Origin of the sequence: Paenibacillus sp. FSL L8-0333 (assembly GCF_037965665.1) — a bacterium.
Lineage (GTDB): Bacteria > Bacillota > Bacilli > Paenibacillales > Paenibacillaceae > Paenibacillus_AQ > Paenibacillus_AQ odorifer.
Genome location: NZ_CP150186.1, coordinates 4880164 through 4901640 on the forward strand (window position 1 = coordinate 4880164; position 21477 = coordinate 4901640).

Below are 21477 nucleotides of genomic sequence, written 5' to 3' on the forward strand. Positions count from 1 at the left end.
TTTCTAATCAAGAAATCTGAGGATAACAGCGACCGGAAGTCCAAACATTCCTTGGAGCGACGCTAACCTCACCACTCAGCAACAAACATTCCTCAGAGCGACGCCGACCTCACTGCACTTCGGTCCGGCATCGGTCGCGATACTCCTTAGGCGACATCCCCGTCTGCTTCTGAAATACCTTGGTAAAATAACGCCGCTCCTGATAGCCAACTCCGGAGCCAATCATCGTAATACTCTTATCACTGTTAGTTAGCATAAACTTAGCAGCTTCAATTCGTTGTAGGGTCACGTATTCCACAAAAGTCATAGCAAAACGATTCTTAAATAAGAGACAGAAATAACTGCCACTAATCCCGATCTTATTCGCCACTTCCTCAATCCCAATATCAGAATGGAGATGTTCTGTGATGTACTTAGCTGCTTGGTTCATCAGCTGATCCGGTGTTTTTTTGCCAGAATCATCTTCACCTTCAGGGATTTCCTGAAAAATTGGAATGCTATTATACAGTTTATTCTTAAACTGCTTACTACGGATCTTAGCCCCAATTTCCCGTACCTTATTGCCAAGCTCTTCATAATGTATCGGCTTACAAATATACTCTTTAACACCTAGCCGAATCGCTTCACGTGCATAATCAAACTCCTGATATCCGGTAAGAAGCAGCACCTCGCTATCCAATCCCATCTCCCGCAACTTACCGATAAAAGTTAACCCGTCCATCACTGGCATACGGATGTCACATAACACAAGATCAGGCTGTTTCTCCTCGGCAATACGCAAAGCATCCATTCCACTTCGCGCCATACCGACAACCTCCATCCCCATCTCCTGCCAAGGCAATACCCTGTTCAGATTATTCAGAATTGGGGCTTCGTCATCAACCAATAATACTTTTAGCATAATGATCTTCCCCCTGCTCGTATTTAGGTATGACACATTGGATAATAGTACCATGACCTGGACTAGAACAGATAAATATTCCGTACCTGTCACCGTATTCAATGCGGATGCGATCTGCTACACTGCGAATACCAAGACCTCTGCGTTCAAGATTCATCCGGTTATCCCGTTCAACCTTAACTTCTTGCTCCACAGGATCATTCACAATATATTGAAAAATAGCTAACTGAGACGGTGTAATACCAATACCATTATCTTCAATACGTAAAATCAAATCCCCCTGCTTCTCCCAAACTTTCACAGAAACATGACCTTTGTAATCAATGCCCTCAAATCCATGTTGAATGCTGTTCTCTACAAGCGGTTGTAAAGTGAGTTTAAGGATACCGCAACTCATCAATTCATTCGGAATATCGATCTCATATTCGAACAAATCTTCAAAGCGGAATTTTTGTATATCCAAATAATTGCGCAAATGTTTAACTTCTTCATCCAGCGTAATCTCTTCCCGATCCTGAATGCTAATTCGCAAAATACTGGCCAGCCTGTAGACCATCTCACTAACTTTTTTACCTTCATTCTGTATAGCGAGAACATTGATTGATTCTAATGTATTGAATAAAAAATGTGGTTTAATCTGTGCCTGCAGAACACGCATCTCAGCTTGATTCTTGCGACGCTGCTCCACATGAATTCTGTTAAATAACCCATTAATTTTATCCATAAGATCATTAAATCCCTTAGCAAGCAGCGTTAACTCATCATTTCCTTTAACTTCTACCCTAGTGGTCAGATCTCCGTCTTCAACCCGGCGCATAAAACGAACAATGACGGCGATGCCGCCGGTAATCCGGTTCATAAAAAATAAATTGAAGATCACAGCTGCCAATAAGCAAAGGAAAATCACAGCGACGAACCAGCGAGCAAATACTGTAACTTCGTGAGACAACGTATTCCAAGAAGTCACAGATACCAGACTCCATGGATAGTCCTTCAAGTGATACATGGAAAGAATGCTTTTCTCCCCGTTGTACTCTGTTTTGAAACTCTGAAACCCTTTTTTAAAGGTAATCTCTTTATCCGCGAAAGACTGGAAGTCCTGTCCATCCAGCTTTTGATCTGGGTCAAAAAGAATCATTCCATCATCATTTACAAGCATAAAGGAAACATCCTGATTGCTATCCCCAATTTTTAGATTGCGAAATATGGATTCGAACTCCCAATTCTTGATCTGCACAACTAGGATACCTATGTTCTGAAAGAAGCTCAATTCCTTCACTAAGCGAATTTGTGTAAACACAGGTTCAGTACCCGTAAGCTCGGGATACTCGTGAGGAGCCAGCCATTTCGGCACACCATTCAAGTCCATAACTTCCTGGTACAGATCACTTTTTTTGAATGTATCATAGGGTAGCGTTCGGAAATTTTCCTTGTTAAAAAGCGACACGATTTCAGAGTTACCTCTACCGTTAAAATTGTACAAAAACGCATAACTGATCGATGGATGATTAAACAACAGACTACGGAAATTGCGCTGGCTCGCATTCAGATTCAGTTGCTCAGCATCAGTCAAATCCTGATTGGTAGGATCATCTGCACTAAGGGCCATATGAAATACCGAGGTAGCAATTCCGTTGTCTGTAACGTTATCCATATCTTTTAGTACATTAGAAATACTGTAGCTAATCGCTTTAAGTGAGTATTCCGACTGCTGGCTGTACTTTTTCTCAATAGAATTATAAGTCACAAAAAACATAAGCATGCCTAGAATAAATAAAGGAATGATAATCAGGCCCAAAAATGCCGTAAATAATTTATAGCGCAAATTCATCGGCTAGTGCTCCTGACTGAGAATAAAGTTATCCTTTTACGCCGCCCGCTGTTACACCTTCAATAATCTTCTCCTGCAGAATAGCATAAATGATAATTACCGGCAGGACGCTGAAGACGATACCGGCTGACATTTGTGCATAGTTCATTTGGTATTGATCACGGAATTGGACCATACCTACTGGAAGCGTTCGCAGCTCGTCATTCGACAGGAAGTAGTTAGCTAGCAAGAACTCGTTCCAATTTCCCAGGAAATTAACAATGAATACAGTAACCATAGCCGGAACCGTTAGAGGTACAATAATTCTAGCAAAGATACCCGGTGCCTTCAAGCCATCCATGACCGCAGCTTCTTCTATTTCTCTAGGTAAATTTCGCATAAATGCTGCTAAAATAATTATGGTAAATGGAATCGCATTGGCGATATAAGGAATGATCAACGCCCAGTGGGTGTTCAGTATTCCTAACTTACGTACAATCGTATAAATCGGCAGCATTAAAGCATTATTCGGAATGAGCATTCCTACTAAAACCAGTGAGAACAAAATAGTATTCCATTTCCCCTGACGCATCCGCGTAACCGCAAAAGCAAACATAGACGCAAGCAGAATGGACACTACAGAAGCAAGTATCGAAATGTACAAACTGTTGAAAAAGTAAGTACTGATCTTGGCATTTACCCAAGCTTCGACGTAGTTATTGAAGACGAATTCCTTTGGAATGCCAAAAGGATTAAGCGCAATCTCATTATTATCCTTTTTCACAGAAGAGAATAATACGAATAGGAAAGGAAACAGGATCACTAACAAATAGAATAAAAGGGCAATATGTGGCAGACTCTTTTTCAGGGCGCGTGGCATCAGTATTCAATCCTTTCTGTACGACGTGCAATCAGCAGCTGATAAAGGACTGTAACCACCAGTGTAAACGCAAAGATCAGGACAGCGATGGCATTTCCGTATCCATACTTAAAGTTCGTGATCGCATATTTAATCATGTATGTTGCCATTACATCGGTTGAACCTGCAGGTCCCCCCTTAGTCATAACGATGACAATATCCGCCGCTTTCATTGCTCCAGCAATGGATAGCATAATTACAACCGAGATGATCGGTACGATTAGTGGGAGCGTGATACGGGTAGCGCGTTGAAATCCGGTTGCGCCGTCAATGGCTGCAGCTTCATCCAATTCACCAGGAATAGCTAGAATCGCCGCTAGGACCATAACGATATAAAATCCAGTCCACTGCCAAGCATTCGTCAACAAAATAGAAAGCATTGCAAATCTCTCATCTGACAGCCAGTAAATAGGATTAATTCCTACTAGACTAAGGAGCTTATTAAAAAGTCCAATGTTGGGCTCATAGATAAACCCCCAGAGAATACCGATAACTGCTGTAGACATAATGGAAGGCATAAAGACTGCTGTCTTATATAAGCCTTTTAACTTCTTCACATTAGAAATCAATAACGAGAAGAATACGATCAACGGTACCTGGATACATACGGAGAAAAGAATAAACCAACCGTTGTTTTTAACGGATATCCAGAATCGTTCATCTCCTAATGCTTTCTCATAATTACTTAATCCGGCTGATTTAACCGTCTCCGATACACCGTTCCAACTGGTAAAACTGTAATAAATAGAACTGAAAATGGGGTAAATGAAAAACATCGTGAACAATATCAATGCTGGAAGAACGAAAAGGAAAAATACCACTGGATTTCTTAATGCTTTATTCATGACTACCTCCGGTTGCTTTGACATCTGGCGAATAGTGAATGCTTCAGATCAAGTGCAAACACATATTTTCTTTGATTTTAAAAATGTACCCTGGATTTAGCACCAGGGTACATTCAGTTTGCAGCTATTTATTCAACTGCTGCGTTTGCTTCTTCTTGTACCTTTTGCAAAGCTTCGCCCATTTTCTCAGGAGTCGTCTGATCGCCAATCAGTTTTTGAATTTGAATGTTACTGATTTCTGTAGTTACATCAGCTTGAACAAGAGAGTCAAATGCTGGGAACGAAGATTGTGAGTTGTTAAGTACACCTACGATTTCGCTCATCAGATCATCAGTAATATTCTCATTCAATACGTTTTGGTCAATCTTCATTGCTGGCAATACACCATCTTCAACAAGTCCACGCAATTGCATTTCTTCATTAAATAAGTTTTTAATAAAAGATTTCACAGCAGCCAATTGACGTGGATCTTTCTCAGCAGATGCAGAGAAACCATAACCATTGTTCACATCGCGCATCAATGCAGTTTGGTCGCCCGCTCCGCCTTCAACTGCTGGGATATTGAAGAAGCCAACTTTACCGATCAAACCTTCGCCAGATTGGCCAGTTTTAAATACGGAGGATTTCCAAGTACCATCATACAGCAGGATCGCTTCACCACTAGTAAATTGTGTTGTGTATTCAGCATATTCAAAGCCAAGTTCGCCTTTTTTGAAGTAGCCTTTATCAACCCATTCTTTATATTTCGCAAATCCTTTTACTACATTTGGATCAGACCATTTAGCTTCGCCTGTTGCAAATTTAGCAGTTACATCTGGACCTGCATAACGTGACCACAAGTGGTTAGCTAACATAAGTGGTACCCAACCAGCTTTGGATGCACCAGCCAAAGGTACTTTTCCATCAGCCTTGATATCAGCCAATTGTTGTTCCAATTCGGCAAACGTTGTTGGAGCCTTCCAGCCCTTGCTTGTATAGTATTCTTTGTTATAGAAGAAGCCTTCTCCAGAACCACCGATAGGCAATCCATAGATTTTTCCTTCATAAGTGAAAGGATCAAGATTTGAGAATTTATCCTTAATTCCAAGTTCCTCAAGAATTGGAGTCAGGTCAAGTAATTTACCTTCTTTAGCATAGATCTTGGAGTCAGGACTACCGAACAGATCGAAGATTTCCGGCGGATTACCCGCAGCCATTTCACCACGCAATTTTTCTTTACGGTTTACATCTGAATCTACCCCATCGAGTTTAAAGGTCAGACCCGGTACATCCTCTTGTACCTTGTTAACTACTTCTTCGAGAATAGCCAGACGTTTCTGCTTGTCTGCACCGATTTGAGTGTGACGAATCGTCATTTCAAATGGCTCGTTATTTACCGGTTCTTCTGTTGCAGGAGCATTTGTAGCGGCTGAATTAGTCGCGGTAGCGTTTCCATCTCCTTTGTTAGAAGACTCATTGTTGTTGCCTCCGCAACCAGTCAGTAAAGCTGATGATACGAAAATCAGGGACAATAGCAAAGTCATACTTTTTTTCATTTCTTGTGACCCTCCCTATATATTGATGTGCTTTACACTTCTTATTATAGAAAACAGACTTCATTATCGTAAGGTTAAGATTCATCCACTATAGGGATAAAAATCTCTAATGTAAGCGGAATCAACTACATTATAAGTTATATTACATAACACAAAAATGTTAAATCGCTTAATTTATTTGTTTTTCTCATCACAAAACTTTGTATTCACTCTAGAAACAATTAATAAAACATCCAAATAGTCACATTACCTGACATATTCATTTATTATCCATCCCATTAACCACGTGTAACTATAGCATGTCTTTATTAGGAATAGTATAAAACTACCCCCTCAGAGGAGCTTTATCCCCTCCCTTTTTACTTCCTCATAACAAAAAACCGCACCTTCAGTGATCAACCACTGAGGGTACGGTCTCTCTTAAAAATATATATCTATTATACCAATGCCGTTTGCTTACGACCTTCTTCTACCAAGCGATATGCCCGTTGCACTTCTTCTTCTGTTGGAGAAGGTACTCCATCCAGTTCATAAGCTTTGCCGAGCATTTCCCATTTATAGATACCCATCTGATGATAAGGTAAGATTTCGAATTTCTCGACGCCATTTAAGGTTCCAATATAACGACCTAAGTTAATGAGATCCTCTTCACGATCATGAATACCAGGTACATACACATGTCGGATCCACATCTTACGATTATGGTCTGAGAGCCAGCGTGCAAGCTTCAAAGTTCGATCATTGGATTTACCGGTTAACTTGATATGCGCTTCTTCATCAATATGCTTCAGATCAAGCATAACCAAATCTGTAACGTCCAATAAGTCATTAATCTTGTCACCTTCGTTGTAGCCATTACTATCTAATGTGGTATGCAGATTCCAACGTTTTTTCACTTCCGTGAATAACTGCTTTACAAATTGCGCCTGCAAGGTTGGTTCTCCACCGGATACAGTTAACCCGCCACCGGATGAACGATAGTAGTTTATATATGGTTCGATCTCCGAAAGCACTTCTTCTAGAGTCATTTCTTTACCTTCATCTAAAGCCCAAGTATCAGGGTTATGGCAATACTGACATTTCAGCAAGCAGCCTTGCATAAACAAGACAAATCGAATACCAGGTCCATCAACGGTTCCAAAGGTTTCCAAAGAGTGTATGCGACCTTTAATCATAGGATGTCATCCTTTCGCCACGACAGACTAACAGTCCCTCTTTCAACGATGAAGCTTCCTGTCTTTGAGACTGTCATATCCCTAAATCGCGGCTATAAAATTTAAAATTTTAACAATTCTCAAACAAGATATTACCGCCCTTGAGACAAGGGCGGTATCTTCCTTGCAATTATTTCAATGTAGTACTAATTCAAAGATCTTCATGACAGGAACAAATTACATCGAACCGTGGAATGTACGGTTGATTACGTCCATTTGTTGTTCGCGAGTCAGCTTGATGAAGTTAACTGCATAGCCGGATACACGAATAGTCAATTGTGGATAGTTCTCTGGGTGCTCCATAGCGTCCATCAGCTGTTCACGGTTAAATACGTTAACATTCAAATGCTGAGCGTTGTTATGGAAGTATCCATCCATCATGTGTACCAGGTTAGACTTACGGGAATCCTCGTCTTTACCAAGTGCCTTAGGTACGATGGAGAACGTGTTAGAGATACCATCTTGTGCATCGGAGTAAGGCAGTTTAGCTACAGAGTTCAGGGAAGCCAAGGCGCCTTTCTTGTCACGTCCGTGCATTGGGTTAGCACCCGGTGCGAAAGGTTCACCTTTCTTACGTCCGTCAGGTGTAGTACCTGTCTTCTTACCGTACACTACATTCGAAGTAATGGTCAGTACCGATTGAGTTGGCACAGAATCACGATATGTTTTGTTTTTACGGATCATAGTCATGAAGGTTTCAACCAATTCTACTGCGATGCTGTCTACAGCATCGTCATTGTTACCGTAGCAAGGGAATTCGCCTTCGGTTTCGAAGTCGATCGCAATACCTTGTTCGTTACGAATAGGTTTTACTTTCGCGTATTTAATTGCGCTTAGTGAGTCAGCTGCAACGGACAGCCCAGCAATACCACAAGCCATCGTACGCAGAATGTCACGGTCATGCAGCGCCATTTCGATACGTTCGTAAGAATATTTGTCATGCATATAGTGAATGATGTTCAAAGTGTTAACATAAGTTTTAGCCAACCACTCCATCATCGGTTTGAAACGTTTCATTACTTCGTCATAATCCAGATATTCAGAAGTGATCGCTGGGAATTCCGGTCCAACTTGTGCTCCGGATTTTTCGTCTATACCACCATTGATAGCATACAGCAATGCTTTTGCCAGGTTGGCACGAGCGCCGAAGAACTGCATTTGTTTACCGATGCGCATTGGAGATACGCAGCAAGCAATCGCATAATCTTCACCCCAGTATGGACGCATTACATCGTCATTTTCATACTGAATTGCACTAGTTTCGATGGAAACCTTAGCACAATATTTTTTGAAGGCTTCAGGCAATTTTTCGGACCACAGTACAGTTAAGTTTGGTTCCGGAGCTGGACCCAAGTTGTACAGGGTGTTCAGGAAACGGAAGCTGTTCTTGGTAACACGAGTTGTTCCGTCTTCAGCCATACCACCGATGGATTCAGTTACCCATGTTGGGTCGCCGGAGAACAGATCATTATAGTCAGGTGTACGCAAGAATTTCACGATACGCAGTTTCATTACGAAATGATCGACGATTTCTTGAACTTGTTCTTCAGTCAAAGTACCTTCAGCAATATCGCGCTCTGCATAAATGTCCAGGAAAGAGGACACACGGCCCAGGGACATCGCCGCACCATTTTGTTCTTTAACTGCTGCCAGATATCCGAAGTATACCCATTGAGTAGCTTCTTTGAAGTTGGTCGCTGGTCTGGAAATATCCATACCATGAGCGGCTGCCATTTCTTTCAATTCGCCAAGTGCACGAATTTGCTCGGACAGCTCTTCACGCAAACGAATAATATCTTCAGTCATGGAATCAACTTCAAGCTCAGTTTGTTGTTGTTTTTTGTCTTTAATGAGGAAATCAATACCGTACAGAGCAATGCGGCGGTAGTCGCCGATGATGCGTCCGCGGCCGTAAGCATCAGGAAGACCTGTAATTACGCCGGATTTACGCACAGCTCTCATGTCTGGTGTATATGCATCAAATACGCCTTGGTTATGCGTTTTGCGAATGTTCGTAAACATGTCAACGATGTTTTGTGGAAGCTCGAAGCCGTAAGCCTTCGTAGCATCAACCATCATCTTGATCCCGCCAAATGGCTGGATGGAACGTTTGAAAGGAGCGTCAGTCTGTACGCCTACAATTTGTTCCTTGTCTTTGTCAATGTAGCCTGGAGCATGTGAAGTGATTGTGGAGACAGTATCTAGGGAAACATCCCATACGCCGCCTCTTTCTCTTTCTTCCTTGCTCAATTGGGAAATAATCTTCCATAGTTCAGTTGTGTTACTAGTAGGTCCTACGAGGAATTCTTCGTTTCCTTCATAAGGCTTAATGTTACTTGCGATAAAGTTGTTAACGTCAACTTTTCTGGACCATTTACCTTTTGTAAAACTTCTCCAACCGGATTTCACTTCTTGTACATCTTTTTCAATCACCGACATGCTAAATCCCTCCATCTATATTTATAATATTTGTAGAGATCGCGGGCTTGAAGGTTGATCCCGTGTCTCGTGATCCCAAGAAAGATATGGTTGTTCGAAAATTCACAATCATTGTTCCATGTATGGGACCGTTGTTTATATAAACATTTTAGTTTATTTTCTATAAATAGACTGTGACAAATATCACCTTTCCGGTGATATTTGTCACTTATATCTAATCCACAACCATCCTATTATCTACTTAACCAAATATTAATTATCAAATCTTCCGTAGAAAGCATTACGGTACACATCTGCAAGTTCAGATACCAGTGGCAGCTTAGGATTGGCAGTTGTACATTGATCTTCAAATGCACGGTCAGCCAAGTAATCTACACGGGATTCAAAATCCTTAGGATCAAAGCCCAGTTGTTGGAAGGATTCTTCGATACCCAGTTTTTTGTTCATATCGCGAATAGCATTGATCAGGCTAGTTACACCTTCTTCAGTTGTGCGAGCTGGCAATCCCAGAATACGGGCGATTTCTGCATAACGCTCGTCAGCTACGAAGTGTGAATATTTAGGGAACGAAGCGAACTTCGTAGGTTTCTTAGCATTGTAACGAATAACGTGTGGCATAAGGATCGCATTAGTACGACCGTGAGCAGTGTGATATTGACCGCCCCATTTATGCGCCAAGCTGTGGTTAATACCCAGGAAAGCATTAGCAAAGGCCATACCAGCAAGTGTTGATGCGTTATGCATTTTCTCACGGGCAACTCTGTCGCCTTCAAGCGCCGATTTTTCAAGGTATTGGAATACCAATTGGATTGCTTTAATTGCCAGACCATCAGTGTAGTCACTCGCCATAACTGATACATAAGCTTCGATGGCATGTGTCAATACGTCCATACCTGTATCAGCTACAGCAGTTTTTGGCAAGCTATATACGAACTCTGGATCAATGATAGCTACGTCTGGAGTTAGCTCGTAGTCAGCCAAAGGATATTTAGTGTGTTGTTCAGTTGTTTTATCGGTAATAACTGCGAAAGATGTTACTTCCGAACCCGTACCCGAAGTAGTTGGAATCGCTACAAACTTAGCTTTGTTTCCAAGTTTAGGGAATTTGTAAACCCGTTTACGGATATCCATGAATTTTTGTTTCAGACCGTTAAAGTCTGCGTCTGGATGTTCATAGAATAACCACATTCCTTTTGCAGCATCCATTGGGGAACCACCACCAAGTGCGATGATGCAGTCCGGTTGGAATCTGTTCATCATTGCTGTACCTTTTTCAACTGTAGTTGTCGATGGATCTGGTTCAACTTCCGAGAACACTTCGATCGCTACAGGAGTTTGGCGTTGACGCAGGTAATGTTCAACTCTCTCAACATATCCGAGCTTAACCATCATTGGGTCAGTGATAATTGCGACACGTGTGATATCAGGCATTTTGGTCAGGTACTGAGTAGCGCCTTTTTCGAAATAGATCTTGTCAGGTACTTTAAACCATTGCATATTCACGGTACGACGATTCACCCTTTTCACGTTGATCAAATTAATTGCTGTAACGTTTTGCGACACGGAGTTACGACCATAAGATCCGCAGCCCAGCGTCAACGAAGGGATGTTAGTGTTATAGATATCGCCGATCGCACCATGAGTGGAAGGCGAGTTAACGAGAATACGTCCTGTTTGCAGACGGTTGGAGAACTTCATGATTACTTCTTCGTTGTTGGAGTGGATAGCCGAACTATGGCCCATACCACCAAATTCAACAACTTGTGCTGCGCGTTCGATACCTTGATCTGCGTTTTTAACTTTGTAGCAAGCAAGCACAGGACTCAATTTTTCAGCGGACAATGGATATTTAGTGCCTACACCTTCAAGTTCTGCTACCAGAATCTTAGTGCCGGCAGGAACTTGAATGCCGCACATTTCAGCAATTTTCACTGCGGATTGTCCAACGATTGCTGGGTTAACCGCACATTTATCAACGTTCATAGCGCCGCTAGTAAGTTTGGCAGCTTCTTCTTTGTTAACAAAGTAGCAGCCATTAGCGATCATTTTCTTTTTCACTTGATCAAAGATTGGTTCTTCGATAATAACAGCTTGCTCGGAAGCACAGATCATACCATTATCAAATGTTTTGGAAAGAATGATGTCCGTTACGGCTTGATCGATATCCGCGCTCTTTTCGATGAATGCAGGTACGTTACCAGGACCTACGCCAAGAGCTGGTTTACCACAGCTATAAGCTGCTTTTACCATTGCAGAACCGCCTGTTGCGAGAATAAGTGCAACGTCAGGGTTGTTCATCAAAGCGTTTGTTTTGTCCATCGTTGGCATTTCAATCCATTGGATACAATTCTCAGGTGCGCCAGCTTTTACAGCCGCATCATGAAGAATTCTAGCAGCTGCTGCACTACACTCTTGCGCAGATGGGTGGAAACCGAATATAATAGGGTTCCGTGTCTTAATCGAAATCAACGCTTTAAACATCGTGGTGGATGTAGGGTTGGTTACCGGTGTGATACCCATTACAATTCCGACGGGCTCAGCAATTTTTTGGAAGCTTTCATAAGCATTGTCTTCAATAACGCCTACTGTTTTATCGTATTTAATTCCGTGCCAGATATATTCTGTCGAGAAGATGTTTTTAGTAATTTTGTCTTCGTAAACCCCGCGGCCAGTTTCTTCTACAGCCAATTTAGCGAGGTACATATGTTTGTCGAGTCCAGCCAACGCCATTGCATGAACGATTGTGTCAACTTGCTCTTGATCCAGCGCCATGAATGCCTCATGTGCTTTTTTCGCTTTATCCACTAAAGTCTGAATATACTCTTCAGCGGTAGTTTGTTTAACTTGGGCGGCGACTTCGTTCTTAACTGCCATCTCCCTCGTCCTCCTGTCAATTTTTAGGTTGTTTTTCTCTACACATTTATCTTATCACATCATTTCCACCTTGTATAGTGAAATCTTTCACAAAGTATAAAGTTTTTTTGATTTGTTTTCAAAGCGCTTTCATTCGATCATATTATAGCTTTTTTACCATTATTTATGCTTTATTATTCCTTAAATTTAAAGTTTATGTTTAAAAAGACAAGAACTGATACCCATTTTCTACCTTTCCGCTCGCAAAAATATTTTAAAAAAGCAAATCTAATTTTGTTGACACTCTATTTTTCCATTGGCCTCTAAAAAATAGTGGGATGCCCCCCGTCGTGTTGATTTATAAAAATATCAATAATATAAACATAAAAAAACCGACTCCTATGGAGCCGGTTCTGTTCTTCCTAGCTATTCTACTTTAATTGTGTCGAAGAATTTCTCTTGCACTGTTTTGGCAGCAGCTTCAAGCTGTGTCTTGGAATCTGTTCCTTTTTTGGAGAACAGCTCTTGAATTACATTGGACATGGTTGCGTAGTAGTCCTGTGTATTGTATTGCGCTTCCGGTTTACCGTCCAGCAAACCTAAAATATCAGGGCTGTATTGATATACATTTGTATATTTATCATACACAGCTTTCGTTTTCTTGCCGAAGTCAGAATCTGCAGAATAGTAATCTAAGAGCGGCGGAATAAAGTATTTACCATCCGTTGTACGTTGTTGCAGAACCGCATCCAGTGCTTCTAGACCTTTATCGGAGAAGTAATCAAATGTAATATAACGGAATGCCATTTCTTGCTCGTCTGGTGTTGCATTTGGATTGATTACAAGGTAGTCACCACCAAGTACCCCGGTGTGTTTTCCGCCTTTTTCCATTGCAGGCATTGGATACGTAAGTACATCTTCTGGTTTCAGACCTCCTTGATTCAACGCTTGCTCAATAACACCGTCAGATCCAGCCATTACCATTGCTGTACGACTTTGTTGGAATGCGCCTACAGCATCACCCCAGCCCAGTGCCCAGTCCTGAGGAATCGCGTTTGCTTCCCATCTAAGTTTCTTGTAGAAATCCAGCGCTTTAATCCCAGCCTCAGAATTAAAAGTAGCTACAACCTTACCGCCTTCAATCTTCTGAATTTCACCGCCAGCTTCGAACAGGAAGTTGGTCCAGTTCCAGCCTGCTTCATTCCCTTTACCCATTGGAGCAATACCGGAAATCCCTTTTTTGGTATCAGCTACGCCTTTGGCGGTATTCAGCATATCATCCCAAGTCCAATCCATAGGTGGAACAGCAACGCCTTTTTCGTCCAGCATTTTTTTGTTGATCATTGTGGTTGTTACATAACCCTTTTGAGTTACGCCGAAGACTTTACCGTCAATGATAAATTGATTTTGGAGAACCGGGTTAATTTGATCCTTAAATTCGTATTTATTCCACAGATCCGTAATGTCAGCTACCCAGCCTTTTTCAACTAGGAATTTTGCTTCTGTAGCGTAGGTGTTAAAGAAGGTTGGAGCTTCATTCGCTGCCATTTTGATACCGATTTCACTTACATTGTACTGCCAATCGTCTTTGACGATTTCAACATTCGGATATTCCTCTTGGAAACGTTTGATCTTGTCATCTTCCTGTGCTCTAACTTCGGTTAGGTCAGGGGTTGGATAGTGAATTTTGATGGTCACTTTTCTTTGTGTGATATCATCAGTTGGCGCTGCTGTAGCACTGCCAGCATTATCTGTTGCAGCATTCGTTGGCGCAGTAGTCGCTTCCCCTTCCTTGTTTCCTGTCGTGTTTCCGTTATTGTTATTACCGCCGCAAGCGGTTAACAACGATCCGGCCACAAGGAGGCTTAGTAGCACGCTAGAGTACTTACGCATTGAAACTCCCCTTTTCAATTCATAGTTATCTTACATATCGATCATAAAAGAGAAATCGTTTACAAACGAGGTGCATTTATATTCCTTTCATGTGCATGTTTACGATCCGTGACTAAATCCGTCGATCCGTGCTTATCCCTTAACTGCTGATAATGCGACGCCACGCATAATGAACTTTTGGAAGATCAGGAAGACAAGGATCGGCGGCAACGATACGATAAATAGGATGGCGAATTTAATATTCGTATTAAGTGCCTTTACATTAATAACGTATTTATAGATTGCTGTCGCGAGCGTATATTTCTCTTCACTGTGCATAACCAGAGATGGCCAGAACCAGTCATTCCATGCTGTAGAAAAGATAAAGATCGCCAGCGTAGCAAAAATCGGAACCGACAATGGCACTGCAATGGAGAAAAAGCTTCTCGGCTCAGAGGAACCGTCAATCCGCGCGGCTTCAAAAATTTCAGGATGTATCCCATCAAAAAAGTTCTTTAAGAGTAGAAAATAGAATGTATTCGCACCAGCCGGCAGCCAAAATGCTGCGTACTGATTTAGTAATCCAAGCTCTTTTAGATTGACAAAGTTGGGAATCATATAGCTGGTCGCCGGAATAAACAATGTCATCAGGAAAAAGAAATAAATTGCCTTTCTGTAAGGGACATTCATACGAGAAATGCTGAAAGCAGACATTCCCAATACTACTAGTGTCACGACCATATTCCCCACAAAAATATAAATGGTGTTTTTAAGGAACATCAGCAGATCAATGTAATTCATCGCTTCCTTAAGGTTGCTGAAGTGCCATTCCTGCGGGAAAAAATGCGGTGGGAATGAGTTCACCTCTTGATTCGATTTCAGTCCGTTAAATAACGTCATACAGATCGGATACAGCATGCTAAACACCATAATCAAAATGACCACGCACATCAAGCCATAAACGATCTTATTGCTTGTTTTTTTCAAATCATGTTCTGAGAGAATCCCTCTGTCTGCGCTCTTCATCTTAGTTGTCCTCCTTGTTAAGCTTGAACTGTAAAATGCCCAAACCACCTAGGACAATGAACATTAGCATGCCAAGCGCAGTCGCCGTTCCATAATCGAGTCGCGTAAAAGCATATTTTACGATCAGCAGCGCATAGGTAAGCGTAGTATTATTCGGTCCACCATCAAGCAGCGCCATTTGTGACTGATACCCTTGTGAAGTCCCGATAATCTGTAATATCAACATCAAAATGATCAAATTACGTAGCGAAGGCAATGTGATGTACTTTATACGTGCCCACACACCCGCCCCATCAATCTCAGCTGCTTCATACCAATCCCGCGGAATGCTGAGTACAGCAGCCAAGTATATTAACATCCCTGATCCAAACTGCTGCCACGTCTCCATAAAAACAAGAGAAATCATCGACCACCTTGTATCTGTCAGGAAGGCAACCTGGTCCACACCAAGCGAGCTTAATACCGCATTGATTGGGCCCACCGGATCATAAAGCCATCTCCAGAGTCCATATAGAACCACACCAGGCATAACGAAAGGAAGGTAAGCCGCTACCCGTACAAAGCCCCCAAACCTTCTCAGCTCCGAGATCATAATGGCAAAAGCGATCGGAACCCAGAACCCGATAATAAGACATAGAAGCATGTAATACCCTGTATTTTTTAATGCGGTCAAAACATCTGGATCACTAAGGGCTCTAGCGTAGTTTTCAAAACCAACAAAGCTATTTCCTTTTACAAAATCAACATGGTAAAAGCTGTACAACAAGCCTTTAAAAATTGGCACCCACAAGAACATTACAAAAATAATCACAGCAGGTACGAGGAACATATATCCCCAAAAGTTTTTCTTCCAGCGGTTTTGCTTATACGGTGTACCCTTCAGCGCCGGCGGATTTTCGGATACAACTGCGGTTTGATTCATCAAGCTCCCTCATTCCATTTTTCTTTCAGCATTTTTCGCAAAATGCTTCCTACCTTAAATTGTAGAAAATGAGGGTTGTACTGAACATGTCTAAATCTACCGAAGTAGTATGTGTTTTTACTTCTTCAATTCACTGGGGCTAATCCCATAATATTTTTTGAAAATTTTACTAAAATGCTCCGGTGATTCATAACCTACACGCTCGGCGATTTCGTATCTGCGAAGATCTGTGTTCAAAATCATCTCCCGGCTTTCTTCCATCCGCAGCTTAATTACATATTCCCACAGGTTATAACCTGTATTTTTCTTAAACAAATAGCTCAAATAATTAGGACTGACATGGTTTTTTTTAGCCACTTCATGGATGGTTAATCCTTTTTGCGCATAGTTCTCGTCAATATACTCTCTTGCTTTCTCTACAATCAGATTGCTGCGTGTATGAAGCTCTTCTACTGAAGGATCGGTTGTGTAGCTGTTCCAATTAAAATCCCCGTAGTAAAACACATAATGGTCATTATGTTCATTATTCCAAAGAATGGCTTTGGAGGCTTGACGGTTCAATACAGCCATAAATGATAGACCCTTGAGAATCTGGCTGATGCCGATGACTGCATTTAAGTGCAGATATTTTTGAATATTAAAATGAAGACTGCGGCCAAGGATATCTAGTCTATTAATTTGACTGGCAGACGAATCTTCATAGCTTTTTTCATCCCATTGAATAATGATCGTTATTTCTTCATCCTCTGCGTAAAAGGCTGTCGAGTTCCACTCCTGATCCATCAGCTCTTTGGCGATATTCAGCGCGGCATAACAAAGAAGCCGTCTGTCCCGCAGGGTGTAGTGCTTCTCCTGATTCATTCCAGCCAGAGGCACCTTAATTTTTAAGACGGAAAAATACGGCCCTTGCAGCTTCAGGTTATCCAGCTTTTGTAAGCGTTCTGCATCACACAGTACACCTTCAGGCTCATTGAGCAGCTCATTTAATAACTTGCTGTATTCCGGAAGCGGCTCTTCCAGCCGAAAGCTTTCGTTAATCCCTGACATGAAAATGTCCAATTCTGGTGATGGTTTGCCCATCTTAAGCAGCACATTTCGCACCGAATCCAGAAATTGCTCACTGTTCAAAGGTTTGATCAAATAATCCTTCGCGCCAAGCCTAACCGCCATTTGCGCATATTGAAATGTCTCGTGTGCAGAAATCACGATGGTCTGTACCCAGGGTTTGGCCAATTTTGCATGCTGCATCAGATCAATCCCGCTCATTGCGCCCATCTGAATATCAGTAACGAGCAGGTCTATTTCCTCCATCCGAATGCAGTCCAGCGCTTCAAAACCACTGTTTGCTGTATAAATATGGTCTATGTTTAACCCCGAAGAAGCTAATAAATTGCTCAGCCCTTTACAAATCAAGGGTTCGTCATCCACAACTAATATATTGAACATATCTGTATGCTCCCCTTCCTTAGTCCTGATTCTCTGATTTCGGAAGCTTAACCGTCACCAATGTACCGCCCTCTTTACGAGGCGTATAGCTGATGCCATAATCAGAGCCAAAGTGTAAATGTATGCGCTGGTTAATGTTGCGAATCCCGTAACCGCTGGCCGGATTTGGACTGTCGTCATTCAGCACAGCTTCAATGGCCTGATAATCAACAGACTTATAGCCGTTATCTTCAATAGTGATCTCGACGGTATCGTCCACACAAACTGCGCTAATGATGATTTCCCCATCCTCGCCCATATTTTTGACACCATGAATAATAGCATTCTCAATTAACGGCTGCAGGGTAATTTTAGGAATTAGATTTCTTTTCGTATCTGGATGAATCTCCATTACAACACGAAATATATAATCATACCGGTGCTGCTGCAGCTTGATATAGGCCGTTGCATGCTCCAGCTCTTCTTCAAGGCTAATCAGCTCCCTTCCCCGACTGAGGCTAATCTTCATAAGCTTGGATAATTCCTTGATCATCTCGGCGGATTCAACGTTGCCTTCCAGCGAGCTTTTCCAGTAAATACTCTCCAAAGTGTTGTAGAGCAAATGCGGATTGATCTGTTGATAGAGCAGTTGAAGCTGTGATTCCTTCTGTTTTAGCTCCATCTGATATTTATAAGTAATTAGTCCATTAAGCCTGCGGGCCATGTCATAGGTAGATCCAATCAGCACACTGACCTCATCGTTACTCCCTCTTTTTGGCGTCTCAGGGACACGATTGCCTGGCTCAAACTTTCGGACGAAAAAGGCTAACTTTTGCAAAGGCGTCATTAATGAACGCCAGAAATAAGTAATCATGATTAATCCAAAAACAGCATAGGCCACAGTTATGTATTGAATCACACTTTTCATTTCGTTTTGTTGCTGCAGCAGTGCTTTTACGGCGATTTTGTAGACTAGCTTCTGTCCTAAGGCGTGGTTATTATTGACCACATAAATAAAATCCGAGGTAATAACATCCACGGTACCTTCCAAATCCTCAGCAATGACCGTTTCCGGCAACGTAATGATCTCACCAGTATTATTCGTAGTAGAAGCGAGTACACGATTATCCAGATCCGTTAAGTAAATATCACCATCAGGCAACGATATGGATTTGAGGGATTCTCCGATTTTCGCGTCCATCTTGGTAATGACTAAGACCCCAATAGTCTCAGCTTTCCTGGAGATGTTATTGACAGCTCTCATATAGGTAAGAGTCTTCAAGTTTTCCGCTTGCGCACTTAGCTTCCCTGTGAATTTTAGAGATCCGCGGCCCTTTTTCTGGACAACCTCCTCGAACCAATATGGCTCTTCCGCTTTGGAAAAGAAATATACCCCCGCCTTCTTAACCTGTGGGAAATTGGGTGCAAAAAAATAATAATCCTCGGGATCGTATATATAAAGGGAATAATAGATGCCGTCCCCACGCTCAGCTCCCTGCGAGTAACTGACCAACAGCTTCTCTATCGTCTCATAGCGTTTAACCCGCTCCAGGATGGTATCCGAACCCGTCATATTAATCTGCTGAATCAGAGGGTTTTGAATTACAGTGGTAGTAATTTTATTTACGGTATCGATATCTCGGTTAATGATGGTGAAGTTTTGCTTGTTCAGCTCTACATAAGCATTCGTCACATGGCGCTTCAGAATTTGCTCAGCCTTCATATTCCCGTAAATGTTCAAAAACAGAATGGGCGAGATCATAATCAGAAACAGCAGGATAAGCTGCTGTTTGACGTTCAGCTTCAGAATCGGCCGAATCAGCCTAGACAACATCGAGATGCACCTCCGGGTTCAATAACTATATCAAAGTGATAAACGCTTACATATGTTTATTTTAAAGTTTTTTATGTTCATTTGTATGTAGTTTTTTCTGTTGGACGGATAAAAAGAGCACGATGATATGTTCGCCACTACGTGGAGCGTTTGGGCTTACGATCGCTGTTATCCTCAGATTTCCTGATTTTATACCGCTGAGCGGTAGAAATCCGAGGATAAAGGCGACCACTGGCGTTTCTCCAGCTCCAAACCTCCACTTCGCAACTCCATCAACGAACTCTTAAAAACCGCAAACGGAAAAAGGGGGAGACGGCGTAAAGGACACTGCGTGGGGCTAGGAGGAATGGACTCTATATGGAAGAAGTGCGATGTATGTTCTTGAACACTTGAACACTCAAGTACTTCAATACTTGAATGTGCTTTGCTGTTGGGCGTCTGGATTACTTGATGTGCTATTTAGCTGCTTGTTGTGCGTTAGGATTACCGGATGTGCGGCTTTGCTGCTTGTTGAGCGTTGGATTACTTAATGTGCGACTTACTACTTATTCGGCGTTTTACATTCCCACACACCCCTTCACGATGAGCGATCGGACTCAGATGCAGCTATTTGGTCAAATTTCAGCTTTTACGGGGAGTTTCGGACTCCAGAGGCGTTATTCGTTCCAAACATGCGCGATATGAGGGCTTTTCGAGCCAATAGCGACTATGGAGTCCGATAGGTTCGCAAATGAGCCGTATTATTACTTATAGAGACTATGAGGTCCGATAAACTGTTGAGCTTTTTGACTAACCTTCTGAATTATTTACTATACGGCTAATAGCGACTATGGGGTCCGATCACCGTCTGAGCTTAATACTAACCTTTTGGATTACTTAATGTGTAGCTAACTACTTATTCGGCGTTTTACATTCCCACACACCCCTTCACGATGAGCGATCGGACTCAGATGCTGCTATTTGGCTGATTTTTGGCTTTTACGGGGAGTTTCGGACTCCAGAGGCGTTATTCGTTCCAAACATGCGCGATATGAGGGCTTTTCGAGCCAATAGCGACTATGGAGTCCGATAGGTTCGCAAATGAGCCGTATTATGGCCAATAGCGACTATGAGGTCCGATAGACAGTCTGAGCTAGCTAAATACAGAGACTTTGCACAACAAAAGACCGCCCCCAAAGTCATCCGCTACTTTGGAGTCGGTCCCTTGTTTATTTAGAACTTCAGTCTGTCAGCAGCTCATACAACCCTTTTACGACCAGATCAGCTTCCTTCAGCACCTCATGTTTGCCGATACCTACAACCTTCATCCCAGCAGCTTTACCTGCTTGAACGCCCGCCTCAGCATCTTCAAACACAACACATTCATCCGGCTGCAAGCCTATCTCTTGAGCCGCGATCAGGAACACCTCTGGGTCAGGTTTGGCTAGTGACACTTTGTTGCCGTCAACAACTGCATCAAATAAGTCTGTAATGTTCAGCTTATTCAAAATAAACTCAGCGTTCTTACTGGCTGATCCTAGCGCAATCCCAATCTCACGTGATCTCAATCCTGTTAGGTATTCTTTCACTCCAGGCAGCAGCTCCGATTCCTCGAGTCGAGAAATGTATTCTACGTACAGGCGGTTTTTCTTCTCCGCCATTGCCTGCCTCTCTGCTTCCTCAAATTCCAGGCCACCCACTTCCAGCAGGATATCAAGCGATCTCATCCGGCTCACACCTTTAAGCCGTTCATTATCCTCCTCCGTGAATTTAAAGCCAAGCTCATCTGCAAGACTCGCCCACGCCAAATAATGATATTTGGCTGTATCTACGATCACGCCGTCCAGATCAAAGATGGCGCCTTTCATATTTTCCAACATTGATTTGCTTCCTCTCCGTTGTG

14 protein-coding genes are annotated in these 21477 nt (G+C 42.2%); all 14 read right to left on the reverse strand.

The features are described 5' to 3' along the window. Window positions 1-109: 109 nt before the first annotated feature. The gene (locus NYE72_RS21930) at window positions 110-901 is read right to left on the reverse strand and encodes a response regulator (RefSeq protein WP_036682908.1); all 792 of its coding nucleotides are present in this window, start codon (window positions 899-901) and stop codon (window positions 110-112) included. Continuing rightward, window positions 879-2732, reverse strand: a complete 1854-nt coding sequence (locus tag NYE72_RS21935) for a sensor histidine kinase (protein WP_036682911.1) — start codon at window positions 2730-2732, stop codon at window positions 879-881. The genes NYE72_RS21930 and NYE72_RS21935 overlap by 23 nt, the downstream gene beginning before the upstream one ends. 28 nt (window positions 2733-2760) lie before the next feature. After that, the gene (locus tag NYE72_RS21940) at window positions 2761-3591 is read right to left on the reverse strand and encodes a carbohydrate ABC transporter permease (protein WP_036682912.1); all 831 of its coding nucleotides are present in this window, start codon (window positions 3589-3591) and stop codon (window positions 2761-2763) included. Continuing rightward, on the reverse strand, window positions 3591-4475 hold the full coding sequence (locus tag NYE72_RS21945) for a sugar ABC transporter permease (protein ID WP_036682917.1): 885 nt from the start codon (window positions 4473-4475) through the stop codon (window positions 3591-3593). The genes NYE72_RS21940 and NYE72_RS21945 overlap by 1 nt, the downstream gene beginning before the upstream one ends. A 128-nt stretch (window positions 4476-4603) precedes the next feature. Then, window positions 4604-6010 carry an extracellular solute-binding protein gene (locus NYE72_RS21950; RefSeq protein WP_036682919.1) on the reverse strand — a complete coding sequence of 469 codons (1407 nt, stop codon included), beginning with the start codon at window positions 6008-6010 and terminating at the stop codon, window positions 4604-4606. 437 nt (window positions 6011-6447) lie between these two features. Then, entirely contained in the window at window positions 6448-7185 is a 738-nt protein-coding gene (gene pflA / locus NYE72_RS21955; protein ID WP_036682920.1) for a pyruvate formate-lyase-activating protein, read from the reverse strand. A 216-nt stretch (window positions 7186-7401) separates the two neighbouring features. Continuing rightward, the gene (pflB, locus tag NYE72_RS21960; RefSeq protein ID WP_036682923.1) at window positions 7402-9663 is read right to left on the reverse strand and encodes a formate C-acetyltransferase; all 2262 of its coding nucleotides are present in this window, start codon (window positions 9661-9663) and stop codon (window positions 7402-7404) included. A gap of 252 nt (window positions 9664-9915) precedes the next feature. Continuing rightward, window positions 9916-12537: a bifunctional acetaldehyde-CoA/alcohol dehydrogenase gene (gene adhE / locus NYE72_RS21965; protein ID WP_038572553.1), complete on the reverse strand. Its 2622-nt coding sequence runs from the start codon at window positions 12535-12537 to the stop codon at window positions 9916-9918. Window positions 12538-12942: 405 nt separating this feature from the next. Next, window positions 12943-14409, reverse strand: a complete 1467-nt coding sequence (locus NYE72_RS21970) for an extracellular solute-binding protein (RefSeq protein WP_036682927.1) — start codon at window positions 14407-14409, stop codon at window positions 12943-12945. A 132-nt stretch (window positions 14410-14541) separates the two neighbouring features. After that, window positions 14542-15414, reverse strand: coding sequence for a carbohydrate ABC transporter permease (locus NYE72_RS21975; RefSeq protein ID WP_036682930.1), 873 nt, complete (start codon window positions 15412-15414; stop codon window positions 14542-14544). A gap of 1 nt (window position 15415) precedes the next feature. Beyond that, window positions 15416-16336, reverse strand: a complete 921-nt coding sequence (locus tag NYE72_RS21980; protein ID WP_076098630.1) for a sugar ABC transporter permease — start codon at window positions 16334-16336, stop codon at window positions 15416-15418. A 117-nt stretch (window positions 16337-16453) separates the two neighbouring features. Then, window positions 16454-17782, reverse strand: a complete 1329-nt coding sequence (locus NYE72_RS21985; protein ID WP_076146780.1) for a response regulator — start codon at window positions 17780-17782, stop codon at window positions 16454-16456. A gap of 19 nt (window positions 17783-17801) precedes the next feature. Further along, on the reverse strand, window positions 17802-19595 hold the full coding sequence (locus NYE72_RS21990; protein ID WP_036682936.1) for a histidine kinase: 1794 nt from the start codon (window positions 19593-19595) through the stop codon (window positions 17802-17804). A 1220-nt stretch (window positions 19596-20815) separates the two neighbouring features. Then, window positions 20816-21454: a beta-phosphoglucomutase gene (gene pgmB / locus NYE72_RS21995; protein WP_076216120.1), complete on the reverse strand. Its 639-nt coding sequence runs from the start codon at window positions 21452-21454 to the stop codon at window positions 20816-20818. Between the last annotated feature and the right edge of the window lie 23 nt (window positions 21455-21477).

What these genes read in the sequence shown, in the direction of transcription:
- NYE72_RS21975 (WP_036682930.1), bottom strand. Translation starts at nt 15,414, where the DNA reads ATGAAGAGCGCAGACAGAGGGATTCTCTCAGAACATGATTTGAAAAAA.
- pgmB (WP_076216120.1), bottom strand. Translation starts at nt 21,454, where the DNA reads ATGTTGGAAAATATGAAAGGCGCCATCTTTGATCTGGACGGCGTGATC.
- NYE72_RS21935 (WP_036682911.1), bottom strand. Translation starts at nt 2,732, where the DNA reads ATGAATTTGCGCTATAAATTATTTACGGCATTTTTGGGCCTGATTATC.
- NYE72_RS21985 (WP_076146780.1), bottom strand. Translation starts at nt 17,782, where the DNA reads ATGTTCAATATATTAGTTGTGGATGACGAACCCTTGATTTGTAAAGGG.
- NYE72_RS21950 (WP_036682919.1), bottom strand. Translation starts at nt 6,010, where the DNA reads ATGAAAAAAAGTATGACTTTGCTATTGTCCCTGATTTTCGTATCATCA.
- pflA (WP_036682920.1), bottom strand. Translation starts at nt 7,185, where the DNA reads ATGATTAAAGGTCGCATACACTCTTTGGAAACCTTTGGAACCGTTGAT.
- NYE72_RS21990 (WP_036682936.1), bottom strand. Translation starts at nt 19,595, where the DNA reads ATGTTGTCTAGGCTGATTCGGCCGATTCTGAAGCTGAACGTCAAACAG.
- NYE72_RS21970 (WP_036682927.1), bottom strand. Translation starts at nt 14,409, where the DNA reads ATGCGTAAGTACTCTAGCGTGCTACTAAGCCTCCTTGTGGCCGGATCG.
- NYE72_RS21940 (WP_036682912.1), bottom strand. Translation starts at nt 3,591, where the DNA reads ATGCCACGCGCCCTGAAAAAGAGTCTGCCACATATTGCCCTTTTATTC.
- pflB (WP_036682923.1), bottom strand. Translation starts at nt 9,663, where the DNA reads ATGTCGGTGATTGAAAAAGATGTACAAGAAGTGAAATCCGGTTGGAGA.
- NYE72_RS21980 (WP_076098630.1), bottom strand. Translation starts at nt 16,336, where the DNA reads ATGAATCAAACCGCAGTTGTATCCGAAAATCCGCCGGCGCTGAAGGGT.
- NYE72_RS21930 (WP_036682908.1), bottom strand. Translation starts at nt 901, where the DNA reads ATGCTAAAAGTATTATTGGTTGATGACGAAGCCCCAATTCTGAATAAT.
- adhE (WP_038572553.1), bottom strand. Translation starts at nt 12,537, where the DNA reads ATGGCAGTTAAGAACGAAGTCGCCGCCCAAGTTAAACAAACTACCGCT.
- NYE72_RS21945 (WP_036682917.1), bottom strand. Translation starts at nt 4,475, where the DNA reads ATGAATAAAGCATTAAGAAATCCAGTGGTATTTTTCCTTTTCGTTCTT.